General features: G+C 26.9%; 35 protein-coding genes. 24 read left to right on the top strand and 11 right to left on the bottom strand.

Going from position 1 to position 23,291, the window contains the following annotated elements:
* Positions 1–56 precede the first annotated feature (56 nt).
* Positions 57–623, bottom strand: a complete 567-nt coding sequence (locus BLP75_RS16030) for a hypothetical protein (protein WP_092727549.1) — start codon at positions 621–623, stop codon at positions 57–59.
* A 404-nt stretch (positions 624–1,027) separates the two neighbouring features.
* Complete coding sequence (locus tag BLP75_RS16025; RefSeq protein WP_092727548.1) at positions 1,028–2,965, bottom strand: KUP/HAK/KT family potassium transporter; 1,938 nt, start codon at positions 2,963–2,965, stop codon at positions 1,028–1,030.
* Positions 2,966–3,375: 410 nt separating this feature from the next.
* On the opposite strand from BLP75_RS16025, the gene BLP75_RS18225 reads away from it, so the two are divergent.
* From BLP75_RS18225 to BLP75_RS16005, 7 genes are all read left to right on the top strand, one after another.
* Positions 3,376–3,522, top strand: a complete 147-nt coding sequence (locus BLP75_RS18225; RefSeq protein ID WP_170139257.1) for a hypothetical protein — start codon at positions 3,376–3,378, stop codon at positions 3,520–3,522.
* Complete coding sequence (locus BLP75_RS18220; RefSeq protein ID WP_170139258.1) at positions 3,509–3,655, top strand: hypothetical protein; 147 nt, start codon at positions 3,509–3,511, stop codon at positions 3,653–3,655. Before BLP75_RS18225 ends, BLP75_RS18220 begins: the two co-directional genes overlap by 14 nt.
* A gap of 37 nt (positions 3,656–3,692) precedes the next feature.
* Positions 3,693–3,839 (top strand): hypothetical protein, encoded by a 147-nt coding sequence (locus BLP75_RS18215; RefSeq protein ID WP_170139259.1) that lies wholly within the window; start codon positions 3,693–3,695, stop codon positions 3,837–3,839.
* A gap of 299 nt (positions 3,840–4,138) precedes the next feature.
* Complete coding sequence (locus tag BLP75_RS16020; protein ID WP_092727547.1) at positions 4,139–4,537, top strand: DUF2178 domain-containing protein; 399 nt, start codon at positions 4,139–4,141, stop codon at positions 4,535–4,537.
* A gap of 13 nt (positions 4,538–4,550) precedes the next feature.
* Positions 4,551–4,754: a helix-turn-helix transcriptional regulator gene (locus BLP75_RS16015; RefSeq protein WP_092727546.1), complete on the top strand. Its 204-nt coding sequence runs from the start codon at positions 4,551–4,553 to the stop codon at positions 4,752–4,754.
* A 30-nt stretch (positions 4,755–4,784) separates the two neighbouring features.
* Entirely contained in the window at positions 4,785–4,994 is a 210-nt protein-coding gene (locus tag BLP75_RS16010) for a hypothetical protein (protein ID WP_092727545.1), read from the top strand.
* A 201-nt stretch (positions 4,995–5,195) separates the two neighbouring features.
* Positions 5,196–5,735 (top strand): GNAT family N-acetyltransferase, encoded by a 540-nt coding sequence (locus BLP75_RS16005; RefSeq protein WP_092727544.1) that lies wholly within the window; start codon positions 5,196–5,198, stop codon positions 5,733–5,735.
* Positions 5,736–5,847: 112 nt separating this feature from the next.
* Here BLP75_RS16005 and BLP75_RS16000 read toward each other — a convergent pair whose 3' ends face one another.
* From BLP75_RS16000 to BLP75_RS15990, 3 genes are all read right to left on the bottom strand, one after another.
* Positions 5,848–6,285 (bottom strand): hypothetical protein, encoded by a 438-nt coding sequence (locus BLP75_RS16000; RefSeq protein WP_092727543.1) that lies wholly within the window; start codon positions 6,283–6,285, stop codon positions 5,848–5,850.
* 125 nt (positions 6,286–6,410) lie between these two features.
* Positions 6,411–6,833, bottom strand: a complete 423-nt coding sequence (locus tag BLP75_RS15995; RefSeq protein ID WP_092727542.1) for a hypothetical protein — start codon at positions 6,831–6,833, stop codon at positions 6,411–6,413.
* A 2-nt stretch (positions 6,834–6,835) separates the two neighbouring features.
* Complete coding sequence (locus BLP75_RS15990; protein ID WP_092727541.1) at positions 6,836–7,033, bottom strand: helix-turn-helix transcriptional regulator; 198 nt, start codon at positions 7,031–7,033, stop codon at positions 6,836–6,838.
* A gap of 500 nt (positions 7,034–7,533) precedes the next feature.
* Here BLP75_RS15990 and BLP75_RS15985 point away from each other — a divergent pair, with 500 nt between their 5' ends.
* From BLP75_RS15985 to BLP75_RS15960, 6 genes are all read left to right on the top strand, one after another.
* The gene (locus BLP75_RS15985) at positions 7,534–8,205 is read left to right on the top strand and encodes a M15 family metallopeptidase (protein WP_092727540.1); all 672 of its coding nucleotides are present in this window, start codon (positions 7,534–7,536) and stop codon (positions 8,203–8,205) included.
* Between the two features lie 19 nt (positions 8,206–8,224).
* Positions 8,225–8,914, top strand: a complete 690-nt coding sequence (locus BLP75_RS15980; RefSeq protein WP_092727539.1) for a response regulator transcription factor — start codon at positions 8,225–8,227, stop codon at positions 8,912–8,914.
* Positions 8,904–10,028 carry a sensor histidine kinase gene (locus tag BLP75_RS15975; protein WP_330385834.1) on the top strand — a complete coding sequence of 375 codons (1,125 nt, stop codon included), beginning with the start codon at positions 8,904–8,906 and terminating at the stop codon, positions 10,026–10,028. The genes BLP75_RS15980 and BLP75_RS15975 overlap by 11 nt, the downstream gene beginning before the upstream one ends.
* Before the next feature lie 233 nt (positions 10,029–10,261).
* A complete protein-coding gene (locus tag BLP75_RS15970; protein ID WP_092727538.1) occupies positions 10,262–11,377 on the top strand; it encodes a redoxin domain-containing protein in 1,116 nt (371 codons plus the stop codon).
* A gap of 15 nt (positions 11,378–11,392) precedes the next feature.
* Positions 11,393–11,551 (top strand): CD1871A family CXXC motif-containing protein, encoded by a 159-nt coding sequence (locus BLP75_RS18615; RefSeq protein WP_425262139.1) that lies wholly within the window; start codon positions 11,393–11,395, stop codon positions 11,549–11,551.
* Positions 11,544–12,374, top strand: a complete 831-nt coding sequence (locus BLP75_RS15960; RefSeq protein WP_092727537.1) for a 4Fe-4S binding protein — start codon at positions 11,544–11,546, stop codon at positions 12,372–12,374. Before BLP75_RS18615 ends, BLP75_RS15960 begins: the two co-directional genes overlap by 8 nt.
* A gap of 68 nt (positions 12,375–12,442) precedes the next feature.
* Here BLP75_RS15960 and BLP75_RS15955 read toward each other — a convergent pair whose 3' ends face one another.
* Positions 12,443–13,618 carry a hypothetical protein gene (locus BLP75_RS15955; protein WP_207645440.1) on the bottom strand — a complete coding sequence of 392 codons (1,176 nt, stop codon included), beginning with the start codon at positions 13,616–13,618 and terminating at the stop codon, positions 12,443–12,445.
* 265 nt (positions 13,619–13,883) lie between these two features.
* On the opposite strand from BLP75_RS15955, the gene BLP75_RS15950 reads away from it, so the two are divergent.
* From BLP75_RS15950 to BLP75_RS15920, 7 genes are all read left to right on the top strand, one after another.
* Complete coding sequence (locus tag BLP75_RS15950; RefSeq protein WP_092727536.1) at positions 13,884–14,177, top strand: DUF2089 family protein; 294 nt, start codon at positions 13,884–13,886, stop codon at positions 14,175–14,177.
* A gap of 4 nt (positions 14,178–14,181) precedes the next feature.
* Complete coding sequence (locus BLP75_RS15945; RefSeq protein ID WP_092727535.1) at positions 14,182–14,472, top strand: hypothetical protein; 291 nt, start codon at positions 14,182–14,184, stop codon at positions 14,470–14,472.
* Positions 14,473–14,514: 42 nt separating this feature from the next.
* Positions 14,515–15,066: a VanZ family protein gene (locus tag BLP75_RS15940; RefSeq protein ID WP_092727534.1), complete on the top strand. Its 552-nt coding sequence runs from the start codon at positions 14,515–14,517 to the stop codon at positions 15,064–15,066.
* A gap of 148 nt (positions 15,067–15,214) precedes the next feature.
* Positions 15,215–15,415 (top strand): cold-shock protein, encoded by a 201-nt coding sequence (locus BLP75_RS15935; protein ID WP_092727533.1) that lies wholly within the window; start codon positions 15,215–15,217, stop codon positions 15,413–15,415.
* Positions 15,416–15,579: 164 nt separating this feature from the next.
* Positions 15,580–15,813: a DUF1659 domain-containing protein gene (locus BLP75_RS15930; protein ID WP_092727532.1), complete on the top strand. Its 234-nt coding sequence runs from the start codon at positions 15,580–15,582 to the stop codon at positions 15,811–15,813.
* Between the two features lie 24 nt (positions 15,814–15,837).
* Positions 15,838–16,062, top strand: coding sequence for a DUF2922 domain-containing protein (locus BLP75_RS15925; RefSeq protein ID WP_092727531.1), 225 nt, complete (start codon positions 15,838–15,840; stop codon positions 16,060–16,062).
* A 31-nt stretch (positions 16,063–16,093) separates the two neighbouring features.
* Positions 16,094–16,252, top strand: coding sequence for a YvrJ family protein (locus BLP75_RS15920; RefSeq protein ID WP_092727530.1), 159 nt, complete (start codon positions 16,094–16,096; stop codon positions 16,250–16,252).
* Between the two features lie 64 nt (positions 16,253–16,316).
* On the opposite strand, the gene BLP75_RS15915 is transcribed toward BLP75_RS15920, so the two are convergent.
* Positions 16,317–17,138, bottom strand: a complete 822-nt coding sequence (locus BLP75_RS15915) for a hypothetical protein (RefSeq protein WP_092727529.1) — start codon at positions 17,136–17,138, stop codon at positions 16,317–16,319.
* A 157-nt stretch (positions 17,139–17,295) separates the two neighbouring features.
* Positions 17,296–17,496, bottom strand: a complete 201-nt coding sequence (locus BLP75_RS15910) for a cold-shock protein (RefSeq protein WP_092727528.1) — start codon at positions 17,494–17,496, stop codon at positions 17,296–17,298.
* 171 nt (positions 17,497–17,667) lie between these two features.
* On the opposite strand from BLP75_RS15910, the gene BLP75_RS15905 reads away from it, so the two are divergent.
* The 4 genes from BLP75_RS15905 to BLP75_RS15890 all read left to right on the top strand — a co-directional run bounded on the left by BLP75_RS15905 (position 17,668) and on the right by BLP75_RS15890 (position 19,290).
* Positions 17,668–18,090 carry a hypothetical protein gene (locus BLP75_RS15905; protein WP_092727527.1) on the top strand — a complete coding sequence of 141 codons (423 nt, stop codon included), beginning with the start codon at positions 17,668–17,670 and terminating at the stop codon, positions 18,088–18,090.
* 130 nt (positions 18,091–18,220) lie between these two features.
* Positions 18,221–18,583, top strand: a complete 363-nt coding sequence (locus BLP75_RS15900) for a DUF2089 domain-containing protein (RefSeq protein ID WP_092727526.1) — start codon at positions 18,221–18,223, stop codon at positions 18,581–18,583.
* 22 nt (positions 18,584–18,605) lie between these two features.
* Positions 18,606–19,007 carry an SHOCT-like domain-containing protein gene (locus BLP75_RS15895; RefSeq protein ID WP_092727525.1) on the top strand — a complete coding sequence of 134 codons (402 nt, stop codon included), beginning with the start codon at positions 18,606–18,608 and terminating at the stop codon, positions 19,005–19,007.
* Positions 19,008–19,017: 10 nt separating this feature from the next.
* The gene (locus tag BLP75_RS15890) at positions 19,018–19,290 is read left to right on the top strand and encodes a hypothetical protein (RefSeq protein ID WP_092727524.1); all 273 of its coding nucleotides are present in this window, start codon (positions 19,018–19,020) and stop codon (positions 19,288–19,290) included.
* Between the two features lie 391 nt (positions 19,291–19,681).
* On the opposite strand, the gene BLP75_RS15885 is transcribed toward BLP75_RS15890, so the two are convergent.
* From BLP75_RS15885 to BLP75_RS15875, 3 genes are all read right to left on the bottom strand, one after another.
* A complete protein-coding gene (locus tag BLP75_RS15885; protein ID WP_092727523.1) occupies positions 19,682–21,493 on the bottom strand; it encodes an ABC transporter permease in 1,812 nt (603 codons plus the stop codon).
* 2 nt (positions 21,494–21,495) lie between these two features.
* Positions 21,496–22,173, bottom strand: a complete 678-nt coding sequence (locus BLP75_RS15880; RefSeq protein WP_092727522.1) for an ABC transporter ATP-binding protein — start codon at positions 22,171–22,173, stop codon at positions 21,496–21,498.
* 72 nt (positions 22,174–22,245) lie between these two features.
* Positions 22,246–23,283 (bottom strand): sensor histidine kinase, encoded by a 1,038-nt coding sequence (locus BLP75_RS15875; protein ID WP_092727604.1) that lies wholly within the window; start codon positions 23,281–23,283, stop codon positions 22,246–22,248.
* Positions 23,284–23,291: the final 8 nt, after the last annotated feature.

The following is a 23,291-nucleotide window of genomic DNA, read 5'->3' as shown; positions in this document are numbered from 1 at the left end:
AATTAATATCAAATTATATTGCTAACTACATAGTATTTCTTTATAATTAAATGCATTTATTTTAACTCTATATTAAACTTATTGTCATTACAATAGTCATCATCATAACTCTCAGTTCCATTGTTATGACTTACAATCCACCACATTTTTAAATTATTTAATTCATCTACCTTTGTTTTAACTAAATTAAACACTGCATATCCTTCACTACTTTGTTTTGCATCTATGTCCACGTCATATGTACCATCTTCTATCAAATCGCCAACTTCTCCAGTATTTGTAACAAAAGGTCTTACTGATGTATAATTAGTAATTGCAAAATCGTTATTATTTTCTACTTTAAATTTAACAACTACAGTTACTTTACCTTTGTTTTCATTATTTAAAACATCTTTACAAATTGTATATTTCTTAGATGCATCAGTCATATTATTAAATACACCGACCTCTTCTATAGTTTGAGTTATCCCTTGATCAGAACTTTTTACATCTTTGATTTCATAAATATTATATTTTTCGGAGTTGCTTTTAATTTTATCCTCTTTAGTCTTGCTACAACCAAAGATTGAGACAGATATTAAACTTATAATTACTAAACTCAGTATTTTTTTCGAAATTTTCATGTTAATCCCCCTTTTATATTATTTAAAGAATCTAACTTATTATGTCCTTTTTTATTCAAGTTATCATTCACTTTGATAACTCATTTTTTATCCTAATTATACAACTTTAATAACTTTAATTCACCTACAAAGTACTGAATTTAAAGAAATACTGTATTTTCTGCATGTTTCTAATAATAATTCTTTGCCAGAATGGTAATAGTCAACTCTGAATCCTTGGTTTCAATAAAATACTCCCTCAATAGAAACAGTTTTATTATTTTAACTGTATACTATAAAGGGAGCATATCACATTTTAGATATGTAGCTTTTTTATATTTTACTATTCAATTTATTAATATTTGAACTTAAAGAATTTATACTTAAATTTTCTAGTTTCTCTTCGATACGTATCAAAAGATACTTTAACTTATTCTTTTTAACTTTTCATTTGAATAACTTCCAATAATAACTGGTACTTTTTCAACACTTATTACACTAGTATCAATTCCATACCATTTAGCTTGCGAAATTGTAAAATGCTTTATCAATAACTTAACACTTATTATGAAGTTATCCCACTTAGATAAATTTGTATTATTAGGTAAAGTTTCTTCTAGCATTACAAATTTAAAATCACCTACTGTTACTCTATTTTCATAGTTCATCCAGTACTTTTTAGGAGATATTTCAATTTCTTTATTTTGTATTAAGTCTTGAATTATTTGAGATAAAAATTCATTAATTTTCTGATCTACCCTAAATCCTAATCTAAAATTAATTACATATGCTTCATTAGGTACTATTGTTTCTACACTATACTCTTTTGTATAAGGTTCATCAGTTACTTTTATATTTACAAACCAATAATATTTTGCTTTCTTAGGCTGTTTATTAAATATAGAGTATATTATCTTACTCTCTATATCTCCATCTATTTTTGCATCTGATAAGTATACTAAGTTAGTACAGAATAATGGTACTGTAGAATCTTCTTTTAAAGATCTTAATTGCTCTTTATAGTCAGATAGTTTAACCCATTGAGTGTATCTTTGTTTTATTTTAGTACCTTGCATCCATATATACATTAAAAATACTAACATACTTGAAATTAGTATTGTCATATATCCACCATGTGTGAATTTAAATAAGTTAGCATAAAGGAAACTTATTTCTATTGTTCCAAATACAATTAATATGACTTTAGATAAAATCGGTTTATTTTTATTGAATTTTATATATTGTGATAATAAAATAGTGGTCATTAACATTGTAATAGTTATAGCAAGTCCATATGCTGCTTCCATATTGCTAGACTCTTTGAAACTAACTACTAGTATGACACACCCAATATATAATATCCAATTTATAAATGGTACATATAATTTTCCTTTATCTTCATTTGGAAATCTAACTTGAAGTTTTGGGAAAATATTTAATTTTATAGCCTCTGATACTAATGTAAACGATCCTGATATTAATGCTTGTGATGCAATTATAGCGGCTGCGGTTGCTATAATTATTCCTGGTAAAACAAACCAATCTGGCATAATCAGGAAAAATGGATTTTCCTTAATAACTTGTCCTTCTCTTGTCATTAAGTATGCACCTTGACCAAAGTAGTTTAATAATAGACACGTTTTAACGTATATCCATGTATAATGTATGTTTTTTCTTCCACAATGACCTAAGTCTGAATATAGTGCCTCTGCTCCTGTTGTGCAAAGGAATACTGCACCTAAGAGATAAACACTCTTTGGAGAATTTAAAAATAATTTTATTCCATAGTATGGATTTATAGCTGCGAAAATTTCTTTATAATGCACAATTTGCGAAACTCCTAATATAGCTAACATTGTAAACCAGATAAACATCATAGGTCCAAATATTTTACCTATAAAATCAGTTCCAAATCTTTGTAGTAAAAATAAAAATGTTAAAATTATTACTACGATAGAAACAGTAGTTGCCTGTTTTAGGTCTACTACTAAACTCAATCCTTCAATAGCTGTGGTAACTGTGATTGGAGGTGTTATCATACCATCTGCTAATAAGCTAGCTCCTCCTATTACAGCCGGTATTATTAACCATTTTCCTCTTTTCCTTAACAAAGTATATAATGAAAATATACCACCTTCACCTTTATTATCTGCTTGTAAGGTAAGAATTACATACTTAATAGTTGTCTGTAATGTCAGAGTCCAAAAAACAAGTGATATACCATCATAAACTATATCTTTTGTTATTAATCCGTCATTAACTCCGATTAGAGACTTAACTACGTATAATGGAGATGTTCCTATATCGCCATAAACAATACCTAAAGCCACTAATAATGATGCAATACTGATTTTCTTTTTCATATGCATTTTCTCCTTTCAAAATAATAATTCCCAATTATACTCTCGCTGTATTTATGTGTCTAGATTACTTTTTTAACTTTATATAAATGATTTTCTAAGAATATTGATAATACAAGGTTGCGTTAGTATTATGTTAAATTTTTTTATCAAATCGGTTTACTAAATAGACGTTTTAAGTAATTTGAAAGCTAATTAATATACTTTAAAACCATATATAAGTTTTATGAAAATGATAAATAAATAGGAGAAGAGATAGATAAAAGAAGTTATAAATATTGCTATAGTAATTATATTGGTTGACATAATTATATTTATTTTTTAGAAATTATGTATTAATGTATAACTTTATATATGTCATAGATTATAATTAATTAAAGCTATTTATTTACATAGAAAAGGATGGAGTACATATGAAAAAACATAACTTCTTAATGTTAGGATGTATACTTATAGCATCAATTTTTATAGTATCATGTAGTTCAAATAATATAGAAACTAATGAAACACTTATAACTAGAGATTACTTAAGTGAACCTAAATTAAGTGGAAATAAATAAAGAATTACCTATTCTAGGATATATAATAGGTGATGAAATTAAAGGAATAGAAAGTTCAAATATTGATGAAATTTTTAATCATAATTCTGAAGGTGAAATTATGATATACATGAAGATAAGTAGTGTAAAATAATAATTTATAATAAAAGAACTTATTTATGGGGGTTAGTATGAATTTAGGCTCAAAGATAGGAAATATTTTAGTTAAAGGATATGATCGTAGGGTTGCTTTTCAAAAAGATGTGAGAAGTGGAATGAAGTTTTTAATAGAATCTCTATTGATGCTCCCTAAAGAGGCTGTACAATATTTTAATTAGAATAAAGAATAGTAATTATTTAATTTAGATAATATTAGGAATAGCTAGAAGTGTTGTAAACAACTAATTCTAGCTGTTTTTTATTATAAATATAATAATTTTAGTCTTTAATGATTTATCAGTTTTTTAGTTTATCCATTTAATTATATTATTAAATAATATTTACCTAAATATATATTTTCTCAATTTAATAATAAAAATTATTGACTTTTCTTGTTAAATTTTATAATATGAAGTTAAGTTCATGTGAAATAAACTTCATATGAACTTAACTTCACACTATATAGGAGGATTATAAAATGAATAAGTTTATTTTGCAAATCATAACATCAATATTTTTTATATCATTTGGTGCAATAGAATTATTTTTTAATAAATCTATAAATAGCTTGCATGGTTATTATGCTGTAATAATAGGTTCTATACTTTTAATTTATAGTATAGTTTCTTATATAAAATATAAGAGAAATCGTAAAGAAGTTGATTTAGAACTTTCAAAAGAGTTTGATGAAAGAGATGAGCTGATACAAGGAAAATCCTCAGGTCTAACATTAATACTTACAACATTTGTATTATTTATAACTATGTCAGTTGCTAACTTTATTACAATACCAGCAACTAACGCTTTATTTATAGTGCTTTTAGCTGGTATCATCATTCAATTTTTATCTAGAAAATATTATGAACGCATAATATAGTTAGGTGGTGTCAATGAAAAATAGAGTTAAGGATTTAAGATCAGAGTATGGTATAACACAGCAAGAATTAGCAGATAAAGTATATGTTTCATCAAGAACAATTATATCTTTAGAGAAACAAACATATAACCCATCTGTTTTACTTGCATTTAGAATAGCGTCGGTATTTGATTTACCGATAGAAGAAGTTTTCATCTTTGAAGATAGTGATAAATAATTAGATTAAAAGAAAAAGGAGAAATTTAAAATGTTAGGTGTAATAATAATAGTTTTCGGATCAATATTAACTGCTTGGGGTACATTTATTATAAAAAATAATAATATGTTATTTGGAAAAAACAAAATAAGTAAAAATGTATTTGACTTAGTAATAAATGGAGAAGCATCAGGAATAGGACAATTTTTAGGTGGTATCATATGCATAATCTTAGGTATAATATCATTCATAGTAAAATAAAGTTGAAATGTTACAATAGTTTTGTATCTAATTAATACATATAATTTGCTTTTTATAAAACTTTATAGAATGTAAAAATAACCTCTTTTTAATAAATGGAAGTAGTGATAAATCCATACTAAAGAGGCTATTTTTATATATTTTAAATTTTAATTAAACATATAGTGATACAATTCATTATAAAAGGGGGATAAATCAATTATGAAAATTATAGAAACAGATAGATTAATATTAAGAAAAATAAATCAAAATGACTATAAAGAAATGAAATCTATTCTTCAAAACAAAGATTTAATGCTTATTGGATGGGGACAAACTTATTCAGATGATGAAGTACAAACTTGGATAAATAAAATCATGGAACAATACGAAAAATATGGATATAGCTATTATATAGCCATAGAAAAGAACAGCAACAGAGTAATTGGAATAATGGGGATAATCCCAGTAAATATAAAAAATACTGATTACATTGAAATTGCATACATATTAAAACAAGAGTATTGGGGAAATGGGTACGCAACAGAAGGTATAAATGCTTGTATATCTTACGCATTCTCTACACTTAATACAGATAAAATTATTGCTCAAGTAATTCCTGAAAATAAAAGCTCTATCAAGGTTTTAGAAAGGCTTGGTATGAAATTTATAGATGAATATATTAGAGATTATGGTGATAAAAAGTCACTTCACTTAATTTATGCATTAATGAAAGAACAATATATTAAAAACATGAAATAAGTCATCAGAAGTAACTTTTAAATCCTAATAAAAAGGCCTATAACCCTGTATATAAGGGTTGTAGGCTCTTTTATTAGATATCTTAAAATTAATTTAATAAATATAATCAAATCTAGAACTTTTTAGAGTATTGATTTGATAGAATTATCTCAAATACATACTTTGAAATAAAAATTGCTAGCAATGAAAAAGTAATCCATGATGGAGAATTCATTGCAATGCACACATAAGCAATTATAATAACCAGCCAATTAATTATTTCTCCTGATTTTGCCTTTGCTTGATATTTTATAAATTTATTTCTTTCATCTTTTCTTTCAACTTCAATTTGCTTAAACTTAGCAGGGTCTTTTTTCAATTTTCTAACCCCGTATAAGCCTCCTAATCCCCCACAGATTGAACCAAAGCCTAATCCAGTACATAAATCTGATATCCTATCCAAAACATCATTAGATGGTCCTAATATTAAAATTACAACTCCTATTAATAATATAATTACACCAAATACAAATAAAAGTTTGCTGAACTTCTCATCTTGTTTAATTTGCATTATAATTCTCTCCCTAATAAATATATTTTTTCTTTTCATTTAATTAATAAACCTAGCTAATGTTAAGCACAATCTATTAATCTATATATTGTATAAAATCCCTTTTTCTAAGTATATTTAACCTATTAGTACTCATTATTTTTTTTAGAAAAATAATAGAAAAATGAAAAAATACGAATAGACCATAAAACAAGTACTGCTAATACAAAACCTACATTATCTGAATATATAGCATATGCAGTTATTCCTAATATAACAAATGTTTCTATATCATAAGCACATGATTTTGATTTTTCTACTAACATTATATTTCTTTCATCTTTAAGTTCAATTTGTTCATTAGTATAAGTTTCAGGTCTTTTGGTAAAAGTACAGACTCTTTTTATTTGGAACAACGAAAGTCCAAGAGATGCTGCTGAAACCCCTAATAACGCTGATGAGTAATTTTCACCATTCAATACAATATAACCTAAACTAAAAAAAATAACAGTACTAAGTATTAAAAATATAAGTTTTACTTTTTCTTTATATAACTTTATAGTTTTCATTTTTAATCCTCCTCATAAATAAATATTTCTTCAATAGACATTCCAAAATATCTGGCAATTTTAAACGCCAAAAGTATAGATGGATTATATCTACCATTTTCTAAAGATCCTATAGTCTGTCTAGATACTTCTAGCGCAGATGCTAATTCCTCTTGAGTCACTTTATTTTGCTTTCTAATTTCTTCTAACCGATTTTTCAAGACATTCTCTCCTTTTCTCGAAGGAAAGTTAACTTTCCATTTATTATTAAATTAAATTTATATGTAAAGGTTACTTTCCATTAAATTGTATAGTTGTATTTATATATTGTCAAGCTTACTTTCCTTTTTCCTATATAAATATAAAGTAATATATATAAATTTAATTGTATTTGAGCAAAAAAAGAAACTATACACTCTACATGGCTACTTGTAGTAGTGCTAGTTTATTAAAAAATATTTTAAGATTTAGTTTAAACCACAGATATTGATTTACCTTAATTATAGCACAGTGACATTAGAATTTGGGCAGATTCATAATTAATATTGTCATCAATAAAAAGCGTAGATTATAGCTTATAAATTTATTTATGTATTTTTATTATTGTACGTATACTAAGTAATAATATAATTTCTTAATAAAACTTAAGATTTACTTATAAATTAATTAATATCTAGAATTTAAAATTATCTTATCAAAAGTAGATAAGGAGAATTCAGATATGAAATTTAAATCAATAATATTAGTAGGAGTACTATCAATAGCAGCATTTTTTATAAGTTATAAATATGAGGACTTAAGTCTTAACTTTGCAAATGACAAAGGAATTCAAGAAGTTGAAGAGGTTGAGCCAAATTTAATTTTAGTTAATAAAGAAAATCCATTAGATTCAGACTATAAGCCTAGCAATCTAGTGAAGCCAAATATACCTTTTGCAGATAGCGCTAATGAGGAAGAAAGGTATATGAAATCAGAAAGTTCAATGGCTATAGAAGAGTTATTTAGATCCGCTGAACAAGAAGGTATAAAGCTTTTAGGAATGTCAGCATATAGATCATATGACTCTCAAAAGAATATATATTATAATAGAATAAGATCTGTTGGAAAAAAAGAAGCAGATAGATATGTTGCAAAGCCTGGTAAAAGCGAGCACCAAACAGGATTCGCAATAGATATAACCAATGAAGATAGATGGTTTGTTAAGTCTACTGAAGAAGCACAATGGCTAGCTAAAAATGCACATAACTATGGATTTATTCTTAGATATCCTGAAAATAAGGAAGATATAACAGGTGTAGCATATGAGCCTTGGCATATAAGGTATGTAGGGAAAGAAACTGCTAAAAAGATTTATGAAGAGCAAATAACATTTGAAGAGTTTATAGAAAATTAATCAGGAGGTAACTTTAAAATTGAAAAATAAAATTCTTGTTGTAGATGATGATAATGAAATAAGAAATCTTTTAGAAATATGCCTTTCTAATGAGGGTTTTAGTGTTGTAAAAGCATGTGATGGGCAAGATGCTCTTGATATTTTAGAAAAAGAAGAATTTCAGTTAATTATATTAGATGTAATGATGCCAAGATTAAACGGAATAGAAGTATGCAGTAAAATCAGAAGAAACTTAAATATACCTATTCTAATGTTAAGTGCTAAGTCAGAGGATATGGATAAAATACAAGGCATAATGACTGGTGCTGATGACTATATTACAAAACCATTTAATACTTTAGAGTTGCTTGTTAGGGTAAAAGCCCTTTTAAGAAGAGCTTATTATTTTAATAATGATAAAAATTCAAATAATCTTATTCACATAGAGAATTTAACTATAGATAAAAATCAACATAGAGTTACCGTAGATGAAGAAGAGATACCTTTAACATCTAGAGAGTTTGATATATTATGCATGCTAGCCGTTAATAGGGGCTCAGTACTTAGTTCCGAAGCTATTTTTAGAAAGATATGGAAAGAAGAATATTACCAATCTAATAACACTGTTATGGTTCATATTAGTAGAATAAGAGATAAAATCGAAAAACATATGAATGGACAAAAGATAATCCATACTGTATGGGGGGTTGGCTATAAAATTGAAAAATAAGATAAAAGCTAACTTACCTATATTAAGATACATGTTTATGCCTATTATTTACCTTATTTTTAGCTGTTCTTTAGCAGCAGGATTGTTATATATTTTATATAATAAAGCAGATGCATTATACAGAACATCTAAATATGACTTTATTACTTACTCAGTTGACTATTTTATGTATCTAAAAAGCCTTTTAAATGGAGACTTAATTTATGTAATTATATTTACAATAATATCACTATGTATATACACTATAATATCGTATAAAAAAAGCAAGAATATAATATCTCTAATAGAAAACGTAGAAGAAATGGCAAATGGAAATTTAAATAACGTAATTGATTTAAATGATGCTGGTAATATAAAAAAATTAGCCAATAACATCAATAATATAGTCGCTCAATTAAGAAATATCACAATTGAAGAAAGAAAAGCTCAACAAACGAAGACAGATTTAATTACTAACGTTTCTCATGATCTTAGAACACCTTTAACATCTATAATAGGCTACTTAAGCATTATTGAGGACGATAAATATAAAGATGAAGTTCAACTTAGGTATTATACAAGTATAGCTTATGAGAAAGCAAAAACTTTAAACTTACTTATAAATGATCTATTTGATCTTACTAAAATGCAAAATAATACTATGACATTAAATACCATTCAAATAGATTTAGTTGAATTATTGGGTCAAATAGCATCTCAGTCTGAGTATATATTTAAAAATGAAAACGTAGAATGTAGAACAAAATTTTCAGAGGACAAGCTTATAATACAAGCTGATGCCATTAAGTTAGTTAGGGCTTTTGAGAACTTAATTACTAATGCTATTAAGTATGGAAAAGAAGGTAAATACATTGATATCGTAACTAAAAAAGAAGATAATATAGCTATAGTTAAAATTGTAAACTATGGAGAACCTATACCAACAATTGACCTACCACATATATTTGATAGGTTTTATAGAGTAGAAAAGTCTAGAAATAGAAATGATGGTGGTTCTGGTCTAGGACTAGCTATTACTAAAAATATTATAGAACTTCATGAAGGCCATATTTCTGTTTCAAGTGATTATGACTGTACAATATTTGAGGTTCAATTAAAGTTAGATAATATTTAAAAGTAATAATTATATACAATATTTATAGATATTTTAAATATGAAATAGATAATAATTTCTTAAGGTGTACTTAAGTTTTTATTATCTATTTTTTTGATTAAATATTAAACTTAAGTTATTTAAAACTTAATAAATCTTAAGGTTTACTTATATTTTTCTTAAAACTCTTTTTATAGAATAAAAGAGCACTAAAAGTGATTTAATAAAAATATTAAAATTTAAGGAGAATTTTTATGAAAATGAATTTAACAAAAATCTTAGTTGCTGCAACAGTTTGTGTGGCCATGGTGGGGGGGATTGTTTGCATATCAATAAAATCAAATGATAAATCTTCTGTAGATTTAAATGATTCTAAAAGTGAATCAAAACAATCAAAGAACATTGAATTTGCAGGAAGACAGTTTGATGACTTAGGAGTTTCATTTACCTATCCTGATAAATGGAAGTCTAAACAAGAAAGTATAGATGCATATGCAACAGAGCCAGAGGAAAATATAAATGGCCAATTAATTATCAGTTTTATACCTGATGAGACTATGGAAAAAGCTAAGAAATTAAATAAAGATTCAGAGAAAATTCCAGAAACGGATAAAGAAAAGATTAAGGAAATTTCTACAAAAATTATGAATTTAACTAATGAATTTAAAGAGCTATGTCGTGTAGTAACCATAGATACAAGCAAGAAAGATGGTAAGGTTCAAAAAGAATTATTTTCAAAATATACAAATAAAGATTCAATAGGTAAAGAAGGGAATTTAGAGTTTTTTTTACTGTACAATGATAAACCAAACACAAGTAACATCTCTGAAAAATCTAAAAAAGATTATGAAAATGTATATAGTGAGATTTCAAACTTTAAAAACTTTGTAAAGGTATATAAACCAGTTACTGAGGTAGAAAAGTTAAGTGAAAATAGTAAGTTTACTTTTAAAACTAAAACTTTAGATAATAAGGACATAGATAGCACTATATTAAAAGATAGCAAACTTACAATGGTTAATATATGGGCTACATACTGTGGTCCATGTATAGAAGAAATGCCAGAACTTCAAGAACTTTATGAAGAAGTTAAAAAAGATGATGTTAATCTAATTGGTCTTGTTTCAGATACACCAGATAAAGATATTGAAGATTTAGCTAGGCAAATAGTATCTAAAAAAGGCGTTAAATATACTAATTTAATTCCAGATAAAAATGTTACAAATGGTTTATTAACAGATGTATCAGGTGTTCCTACTACATTCTTCGTTGATAGTGAAGGTAACATAATAGGTGACTTTATAGTAGGTGTACTTAGCAAAGCTGAATATAAAAAAGAAATTGATAAAAGATTACAAGATTTAAATTAATAGGGTGTGGGACTTATGTGTATATGTAAGATGATAAAAAAAGAGAGTTTTATTAGGTACAGTATTTTAATAATAAGTATTTTGCTTATTTCAACTGGTGTATATAGAGATGAGGTAAGCACCGTACTTAAAAAAGCAATAAATATATGTCTGGAGTGTATAGGAATTGGATAAGAGAACAATAACTCAAATAATTGCATCTATTGCTACGAATGCAAATATAAGCGGATTTTTTAAGGGGAATATATATAAAGGAAATGTAAAGAGTATTTGCGTACCAGGCTTAAATTGCTATTCTTGCCCTGGAGCAATGGGGTCTTGTCCCATAGGATCTTTACAGGCGGTAATCGGTACTATAAAATATGATTTTTCATTATACGTATTAGGATTTATGAGTTTATTTGGAGTAATATTTGGGAGATTTATATGTGGGTGGTTATGTCCGTTTGGGTTTATACAGGATTTATTATATAAAATACCTTCAAAGAAAATAAAAGTTCCTAAGAAAGTTAATAACGTACTTAAGTATTTGAAATATATTATATTAATCTTATTTGTAATAATATTGCCTATGTTCTTGGTAAATGAATTTGGAATAAGTCCTCCATACTTCTGTGAGTTTATATGCCCTGCAGGGACTCTTGAAGGTGGAATACCATTAGTACTTTCAAATCAGTCTTTAAGGGATGCTGTTGGCTATCTATTTGCTTGGAAGATGTTTATCTTAATATCAATTATTTTACTTTCTGTGTTTATATATAGACCGTTTTGTAGGTATGTGTGTCCTCTAGGAGCATTCTATTCATTATTTAATAAAATTAGTTCTTATAAATATGAAATAGATAAAACTAAATGCACAAGTTGTAGTGCTTGCCAAAGTAAATGTAAAATGGATATAAAAGTTTATGAAGACCCTAATAGTCTTGAATGTATTAGATGTGGGGAATGTGCTAAAATATGCCCTAGTAAGTGTATAAAAAAAGGTATTGGAATTTAAATATAAAAAGCTACACATCTCTATATTATTTAGGTGTGTAGCTTTAAAATATAATAAATAAAGTTTTATTACTTATTACTATTTTTATTTATTATGTCAACTATAGCTTGCCCTTTATTTAAAAGTTCATTGTAGCTATTTTCATTTTGAATTTCTTTTACAATATCAATTGCTATATTATCTGGTGATATATTAAAGTATTTACTCAAAATCTCATATTGAGTCTTTCCATCCTTATTGTAACCATCTTCCATATCTTCTTTCCAGTTAATATCAGCTTTATCCATTATTAATCCTAAGGCTGCTCCAGTTTCATATTTAGCTGACCTTTTCAAATAAGATGAATTTACCTTATCTTCTGCAACACAGTTAAATACATATGAAAATGTCACATAATATGGATTTTCACTCACTGGGATTATCTTCAAATTACCACCAATTAAATTATTATATTTATATTCTATATACCTTGCTGTTCCTTCAATTGCTTCAGTATTAGTTTCTGCAAGTAATTGAGGCCACTTTTTATATTTATATGTTTTTATAGTAGTTAATTGTTCTAAGTATTTTTTTACATTATCAACATTTTTAGATTCAATACATTTATCTAACAGTTTAAATTCTAATCCTACTAAAGCATAATACTCTTTATTTTTAGGATAATTTTCTATATATTCTCCATCATCTTTATCATAGGTCCAATATTTTTGTTTATAGGTATGGAATGATTCATGCAAGAAAAATGAATCAAAATCAAAGTATAAATCTGGATTTTCCATCATTTTAGGATGATATTTAAAATAGAAAGTATCATTTTTATCTATATCTAAAACTCCAAAGTTAGATGGCATAAATGTAGAGTATAATATGGGGTCTAAATTACTTATTCTATAGACATCCGGTAGATTAAAGTCTTTTGGTACATCTACTTTTTTAGCAAAAATACTATTTTCTATCCCTTTTACATTAATCGCATATGCATGTTTTCTAATGATCCCTTTATCTTTCTTAGTCCTTATTAAAATAATTGGCTTATCGTTTATTTGATAATTTGAACTCCAAAGATTTTCATATTGATTACTAAATGTATTGTAAATTCTAGATAAATGTTCAAACATTTGTGCATCACATGAGTCAAAATCACTATATTTGGTATGTACAAATTTGTTTCCTAAGATATTTATTATACAAATCATTATTACTAATGTTGATATAACTAAAATACCTTTGTATATTTTTTTCAAGATACTTCACTACTCCATTTCTAATTTGATAAATCAAATATTAATATTATCAAAATAAACACTCATTATTTTAATAATATTAAAGATTCTATCATTATTGACTTTAATATTATTAAAGTGTATATTAATTATATTAAAGAATTTATTATTTTTCAAATACTATTTTTGTTAATTGCCATAAAGTATATAAATAATTAACGATAGTTATATAAATTCATTAGAAATATTTACTTACATAGATAATGTTAATGATAGGAGGAATTTAATGAGGAATTTACCAGATTGGATGGAACATCTAGATGATGAGGATTTAAATTTTATAAAAAAATTTGTACTTGCTTCAGGATCTTTAAAGGAAGTAGCTAACTTATACGGTGTTACTTATCCTACTGTAAGATTAAGATTGGATAAGTTAATACAAAAAATAAATTTACAAAAAGATCAAAGTTCAGATTCATATGTTTCATTAATTAAAAAACTAGCTCTAGATGATAAAGTTGATTTTGAAACAGCTAAATTTTTAATAACAGAATATAAAAAAGTAAAAGAGGAGGTTTAATTAAATGATAATTATATTAATAATGGCAGCTATTGCAGCCCAAATTTATCTTTCAATAAACAAAAATAAAAACTTAGGATTCATTTTACCAGCTCTAAGTGGAGTAGGTTCAGTGCTTACAATGCTTTTAACATGTACATCTACAGGCTTTGGTTTAGGAAATATTTTATCTTATCTAATGTCATTTGTATTATTTAATATCCCAACTTTAGTATTGTTAGGTATTTACTTTATAGCTCAAAAGCGAGTAAAGTTAAATTCTGAAATAGACAGAATGAATATACTAGATTTATAATAAAATGCTTAATAAATTATAGTAAATACATTGGAGAAGAATATGGAATATAATAATAAAGCAAACAAGTTAACTAACATATTATTTGTAATTTATTTAATTATGTTATTTTGGATTATAGTATTTAAATTAGCGCCATTTTCTAATATTAAATTAGTACCATTTTCTGATATGGTAGGAATTAGAAGTGTAAATCTAATTCCATTTAGTAAATCTTTAATTATAAATGGGAAACTTCATTTTAGTGAGATCATTATGAATGTATTGATTTTTATACCACTTGGTATCTATGTAGGAACTTTATTTAAAGACTTGGATATTAGAAAAAAACTTTTCTTATTTTTCTTAATTAGTTTAATATGTGAAGTATTACAATTTATTCTGGGAGTTGGGGCTTCTGATATTACGGATATAATTAATAATACCTTAGGTGGAATACTTGGATTAATGATCTATAAAGGAATTGAAAAAATATTTCCAAATAGTATTAGCACACAAAAACTCATAAATATAATCGGAGCAATAGGAACTATCTTAATAACTTTATTGTTATCATTACTAATAATAAACAACCTATGGATATTTAGATTTTAATATCTAAATATTTTGTAAATAATATAATATTTAATAATAATTTAAATAAAAGACTATCTATTATTTGCAATCTGTGATATAGTAGTATTTGTAGCAATACACAAATAAATTTAAGAAGACCTATTAATAGGTTACAGGAGTATTTTTAATGAATAACGGAATAGTAAAATGGTTTAACAATGAAAAAGGATTTGGTTTCATATCAGTAGAAGGTGGAGATGACGTATTCGTACATTTCTCAGCTATACAAACTGATGGTTTTAAATCATTAGAAGAAGGACAAAAAGTAAACTTTGATATAGTTAAAGGTGCTAGAGGTCCTCAAGCAGAAAACGTAACTGTATTATAATATATATATAAGTTCGTAAGAAGACACATTTTGTGTCTTTTTTTTATTGCAATAAAACTCTTACTAATCAAGTAAAGTAATTTTGCAAAATTTTTTATTATATTTTTCACTCTATAATAGATTACTATCATCTTAAATAAACCAAAACCAAGGAGGAATTTAAAATGGCTGTAGTAGCAACTAAAAATCCAAGTGGATTAAAATTAAGACTTTCAGCAGGCAAAGATCCTGAAACTGATAAGTTAATAGTAAAATCAAGAACTTATGGAAATGTTAATCCATCTGCTTCTAATGATGCACTCTATGAAGTTGGAGAGGTAATATTTAATCTAATGGATAGCACTAAGTTCTCATTATTAGAGGTTTCAAGAGTAGATAATACAGTATTATCAGCTTAATTTTAAATAGGGAGGAAAATATAAATGGAAACTAAAAAGAGATTAGTTATGAGTTTCAAAACAGAATTAGGTAAAAAGGTTTCAATATCAGTTGATGAACCTAGAGAAGATATAAGCCAAGGTGAAATCAAAAATGCTATGCAAACAATAGTTGATAAAAAAGTCTTCTCTGACAATGGAGATGATTTAATAGCTTGTATTGATGCTAGAGTAGTTGAAACTAATACACAAGAATTTGATTTAGCTTAATATAAAATAAATGTGAGAGGGGATGAAAAGCTTGGAAAATTTATATCAAAATATTGCAAATTTAGGCTTTCCAATAGTGATAGCATTTTATTTGCTTATTAGGATTGAAGGTAAGCTTGATACTTTAACAAATAGCATAAATGAATTGAGCTTAAATATAGAAAAGTTAATAAATAAGCCTCTTGCATAAAAACATAAAAAAGGACTTTATTATTAAAGTCCTTTTTTACATGTATTTATAATATATTTTATTTCTATAAATCTCTTGATTTTATATTTCTAGGCCAAGATAATAATAATTTTTTGTCTATTTTTAAATCTTTTTCACCATTAAAATGTATATCGCAAAAATAATTATGATAATTTGCAGTCCATACATACTTGTCCCATACTCTCATATTAGTACTATGAGTGCATAACATTTCTTCTAGCTTATTTTTATGTCTCAATAGTAGCGCATATTGAACTCTTTCAAATTCATACTCATTACTACATTGTGTATAGTATTTAAATATAGTATTTAAGTAGTTTAAGAACCATCTACCATCAGTATCTATTAGAACTTTTGCAGTCTGAGGTGCTACATCATAGTATTTAATATGCTTTTTTAATAGATTAGTTGTTTTATCATCTATTACAATCCTTGGGTAACATGCTAATTTACTTTCTACATTGTGTGCCTCAAGTAATGCTGGTCCAAATACTATATCTTCATTTATGTAGAAATCACCTGTACTAATTCCGCCCCTTACAAATAATCCTTCTAAAGCTAAGTTAAATTGATATTCTGATACATTATCAAGTATTTCATCTAACTCTTGTTCTGCATCCCCTGATATTGGATATGCCACTACCATATTATCAGTAAATATTTTTATCCTACCTTTACTATATTTATTTGGTATTATACAACTTTTATTTTTATTTATTAGGTAGTTTATTTCTGCTAATAAATTATTACCATAACCTTGTTCACATGATTCTTGTATCATTTGTGAAAATCCTAGTATATCTATTGCACATACTATTGAATTTATTAATGCTGGTTTTTCTTCATTATATTCTTGTATACTCATATAACACTTCCTATAAAATAATAATATACTTTATTATAACTTATATTATTATTGTTTGAAAAGTAAATATATATATTTATATTTTAAATAATATACTTAATTAATTACAATAAAAAAAAGACACAAAATGTGTCTTTTTCACGAACTTATATATATATTATAATACAGTTACGTTTTCTGCTTGAGGACCTCTAGCACCTTTAACTATATTAAAGCTTACTTTTTGACCTTCTTCTAATGACTTAAATCCTTCAGTTTGTATAGCTGAAAAATGTACGAATACATCTTCTCCATCTTCTACTGATATGAAACCAAATCCTTTTTCATTGTTAAACCATTTTACTATTCCGTTATTCATTAGATATAACTCCTATTAACCTGTATCAAGTCTTGCTTGATAATTATTTGTTGTATTTCTACAAATATTATTATAGCATGTATAAACATAAATAGCTAGTGTTTTATATTTAACTTTAATTTTATATGCTAAGATTAACTTAAGTTTATAAAATATATAAGGGGTGAAATAATGAAAAAACATAATATATTAGGCATAGTTTTATGTAGCGTTGCAATGTTTTCATTAAGTGTTTTTTTATATTTAATATTTATAGGTGAAATCAATAATAGTTATACATATTTATTTGGTGCAATAATGCTTTTTGGAATAGGAATGGAAGATTTATTTAATAACTACATAGAAAATAAATCTTCACCACCTGATACTAATCTAGACAATCAAATGGATTATTTTTTATATACAAGTAAAGCGAAATCTCTTGATATAACAACTTTTATAATCTCAATAAGTGTATTTATAATAATAACTATGCAATTTTTTAATTTTTATTTTAGTGGTCAAAATTGGATCCTATTCACATTATTATGTATTTGGATAATTTCTAAATCTATAAAAATTACATGTTATCTTAATATGCTTAAGAAATATTAATTTTAAAATCAATAATTTCAATATATTCAATTATATAAATCAATATTTTTAATATAATCATTAAAAATATTGATTTTTTAATGACATTTTTAAAAATATTTAATATACTGATATTAAAGGAAGTGATAAAGTGCATAAAGTTATAACTAAGTGTCCGGTTTGTACGGAAGAGATGAAGATTATGAAATTAAAATGCAATCATTGCAACACAATTATAGAGAATGAATTTTCAATTTCAAAATTTGATAGATTATCAAAAGAACAGCTAAATTTTGTAGAAGTATTTTTAGCTTGTAGAGGAAACATAAAAGACGTTGAAAAACAACTCGGCATATCTTACCCAACTGTAAGAGGTAAGCTTGATGAGATTAACAATGCATTAGGTTTAGTGATAAAAAAGGATACAACGAAAGAAAAAGAAAAAATAATGGATATGTTAGAAAATAAGGAAATAAGCTCTGAAGAGGCTGTTAATCTTTTAAAGAAATTATAAATATATAAAGGGGTGTTGTAAGATGGAAGATAAAAAGAGAATTTTAAAGATGGTTGAAGAAGGAAAAATAACTGCTGAGGAAGCCATTGGGTTATTAGATGTATTAGATACTAACAAAAAGTGTGAAGTTGTTACTAATGATGAAAAATTTGAAGATGATGATTTCTTTGATATAAAAAATGATGGCAAAAGAGGAAAGATGCTATATGTAAGAGTCAAGAGTCAAGATGGAAGTACTGTTAAAATTAACATACCATTAGAATTCATAAAAATAATGGGTGGAATAGGAAGTATGTATAGTGACCAACTAGAAAAACATAACATAGATATAGCAAAATTAATGGATGCAATAGATAATGGATTTGTTGGAAGAATTGTAGAGGTAGAAGATGGAAAAGACAAAGTTATAGTAGATATACAATAGGTGTTTGGATATGAAGATAACAGTAAAAAGCAAAGAGGATAAAGTTAATATAAATCTAATAGTACCTATTGGTGTCCTAACGACTTTACTTCGAGTATCTAAGCCATTTATAAAAATAGATTTTAGCAAACATCTTAAAAATAGTAACGCAGATTATATATTTGGATCTAATGATGTAGATGTAATTATTCAAGGTCTGAAGTACCTAAATAAAGAACATAAGGGGCTACATCTAGTAGATATAGAGCAAGAAAATGGAGATATTGTAAAGATCAAGATTTAAGATTAGAATTTTCAAATGATTTTCTAGTTTAGTTTAAATTGAGATTGAGGTATTTAAGGATTATTATCTATTTAAATAAAGCAAGGGGGATAAAAATGAATTCATATTATTTAACAATTCCATATTGGGTAATTGCAGTATTAGGAGTTGCAGTAATTGGAACTGGTATATTTTTATATAATAAAAATATGCGTAATAAGTAATTTATATATGTATATGCTTTAGATAGAAGTAGACATAGAAACAATCAATATAAAAAGCGAGTATGTAGATAGATTTGTGCAAAAACAAATTTACCTACATCCTTTTTAATATATTTAAATAGTAAATTTTGAATAATATTCATATATGAATTTAAACTCGAGTACGCATCCTATTAAGCTTAATATAATTACAATTCATTTATCATTTCTGTTACAGATATGTTTCGAATTCGTTTTGATGGAGCATAAACCGCCGCAACAGATGCAATAAAAACAAATAGAATTATAATTAATAACGGTATAACAGGCACACTCCAAGTAGCGTAGTTAAAATGAGATGTAATAAGATTGTCATATAGCAGTTTACTAATCAATAGACCGACTATACAACCGACAGCACATCCAGATAAAGCATAGGTAAATGCTTCAGCAGCTATCATTTTTGTTATTTGATGTTCGTCCATACCTATCGCACGCATTGATCCATACTGCTTTATTCTTGCAGATACACTCATAGAAATACTATTCATAATATTTAATACCGTAACTAAAGCAATAATTGCTAAAAATCCGTATACAAAGAATAAAAATGCCATATATGTGCTAGTAGTCTGCTGATCACGTTGATCATTAAATTTGTACTCTCCTCCAACTACATCATGAATTGCTTTGACATTTTCATCCGTCACATTTTTTTTAGTTTGTATCATAACAAGTGAATAATCATTTATACCAGTCAGGTTCCTAAAGGTTTCTCCAGAAGTAATGATGGTTATTTTTCCATTTGTATTGCCATCACTGCTGAATGGGTCAAATTTTAATAAACCTGCAATTTCAAGTTCCTTGCTGCCTACTCGTATTTTATCACCAATCTCTAATGTACTTTCTTTATCCCACGTTGCAAGTACATATTTGCTGTCACCATATACCTTTGAAATATCGCTACCTTTTTTAAGCTGTTTATCCTTAGTAAGGCAATCTAAGTCAAATTCATCATAGGATATAATATCAATCGTATTTGATGGCACATTAGATTTGTTTAATTCTGCTGGAATATCAAGAAGGTTCCTACGACCAAAAACACGTTCTACACCTTCCATGTTACTAATCTTATAAAGTAGTTCACTATTTATGGAATTTGAATTTTTATTACTTAAAATATTGATTTCAGAAGCATTCGATGACTGAGGCATAAGACAATTAACAAATTCTATCATGACAGAAAAGCTTAAAAAAAGTATAATACTAAGCGCAAACGAGCTTGTCATAAGTATTAAATTTTTCTTTGCTGATACTGCATGATGAATACCAAGGGCAGTTTCAATTTTTAAGAAACGTGTATTCACACCATAAGTCATATTTTTTGTATTTTGTGAATTACCTGATACTGCTGTTATAGAAGAGACTTTAGCAGCTCGTTTAGCCGGAACGCTGGCAGCAATAAGAACTGTAACAATACCAACAACAATTCCACTAATAATACCAATTGGGCTGATTCCAAAAACGGGCATATCAGAAAACTCCTCGACTACAACAAAGCGTAATAAAGCACATAATCCCCATGTGATTATAATTCCAAGTATAACACCTATGGGAACTGCAGTTTTACACCAGTTAAGAGATTCCAGTCTTACAAAACGAATAATTTGTTGTTTACTCATTCCAATACAGCGCATCATTCCGAAAAACTTTGTTCTTTGAGCAACAATACTATTTATACTACTTGAAATCATCAGTACTCCTGAAATAAGTATCAAAACAAATAATACTATAGCAGTAGAGTATAGTGTATGTGCCGTTTCATTGCTGCTTAATCCTTGAAGTGCCATACTACCATGCTTATTCAGTAATCTTATTTTCTCCATTCTAACGCCCATGTCTGCCATACTAAACACAGCTGTTACCAAAAATACAGCAAAGATAATACATAGAAGCGTCATACGATTCTGACGTCTATGCACTTTTGCAGAAATCGGAATTAGGCTAAGATAGCTTTTCATTCTTAGCACCTCCCAAAATCAGTCAGTACCCCGTCTGAAACTTGCAGTATCCTGTCTGCTGTCTGAGCGATACTTCGGCTATGTGTAATCAGAATAATTGTCTGTTCATACTTTTTTGCAGCCTCTTTCAGTAATGCAATTACTTCGCTACTGTTTTGCGTGTCCAAATTACCAGTTGGTTCATCGGCAAGTATAATGGATGGTCGTGTAATCAGAGCACGTCCTATCGCTACACGCTGCTGTTGTCCACCAGATAATTGACTTGGTAAATGATTACGGCGTTCTTTCAAATTAAGTACTGTAAGTAATTCTTCCAGATATTTTTTGTCTGGTTTTTGGTAATCAAGTAATACAGGAAATATAATATTTTGCTCAACTGTTAATTCTGGAATTAAATTAAAACTCTGAAAAATAAATCCAATATTTCTACGACGAAATATTGTTAAGCTACTATCTTTCATTGTAAAAATATCATTTCCATCAATAAATACCTTTCCTGAAGTAGGGGTATCAAGTCCTCCTACCATATTCAAAAGTGTACTTTTGCCAGATCCTGACTCTCCGATGACTGCCACAAACTCGCCTTTTGGGACGGAAAAATTGGCGTCTTTTAATGCGTGTACAGCAGCCTCACCGCTGCCATATGTTTTAGAAATTGATTTAACTTCTAATAAATTCATAGTCTAAACACCTCTTTCTGTATTTATATAGAAAGATTATCATGTCAATCTTACTGTAAAATTACACTAAGCCTACAATTCTGTAGGAATTAAAAAATTGATTGTAAATGTTGTACCAATACCTAATTCGCTGTCAACCTCTATTGTTCCGCTGTGTGCTTCTATAATAAGCTTTGCAAGGGGCAATCCAAGTCCAATACCTTGTGTATCTTTAGAAAAACGGCTGCGATAAAATCTTTTAAAAATATGATGTAAATCCTCTATATGAATACCACTTCCGTTATCTTTTATAATAATTTGAATAATAGAAGCGAATTGTTTCCATTCTATGCAGATTGTATTACCTTTTTTAGTATGGTCAAAAGCATTTTTAACAATGTTGCTAATTGCTTCAATTATCCAATTACGGTCACATAATAAAGTAATAGTGTCATCTCCAGAAAAATTTAGTATCTTTCCTTCTTGCTCGTTACGGTAGGTAAAGTGTCTTTCAATATAGCCCATCATTTCAGATACATTCTCTATAGATTTTTCTATTACGATTGTTCCTGCATCAAATTTTGTGATTTTTAAAAGGTTTTGTACAAGTATTTCTATTCTATCAAGTTCTTGCTCTGAAAGATAAGTAAATTCCTTTATTACAGGTAAATCATTTACTTCTTCCTGCATAATACCGTTATATATATTAAGATTCGTAAGTGGGGTTTTCAATTGGTGCGAAATATCTGATATGGTATCTTTTAAAAATTTTTTTGATTTTTCTTTGTTTGTAGCGTTGGCACTCAAAGTAGAAACTAAGGAATTTACTTCATGAAATAGTCTATACAGCTCACCCTCATCATTACATTCAATACGTGCATTTTGATTTCCAGAAATATATTGCCTAATTTGTGCTGTGGCATTTTCCATAATTTTATTTTGTTCCTTAAAGTACCAATACCCAATCGCCAGTATAAATATATCCATACATAAAGAAGATAGAAGTATATATAATGCTGCGTTTTCTAATTTAAAACCTATGAAAGCAACTGAAATAAGTGTAAACACTATCATGAATAACAACACTATGTAAAAAAGTAATTTAGTTTTTCTGTTTGATAATATTTTCATATTGTACC

The sequence above is a fragment of the Romboutsia lituseburensis DSM 797 genome (assembly GCF_900103615.1).
GTDB lineage: Bacteria > Bacillota > Clostridia > Peptostreptococcales > Peptostreptococcaceae > Romboutsia_F > Romboutsia_F lituseburensis.
The sequence above is the reverse complement of the archived record's forward strand: the minus strand, read 5'-3'. Positions and strand labels throughout refer to the sequence as shown.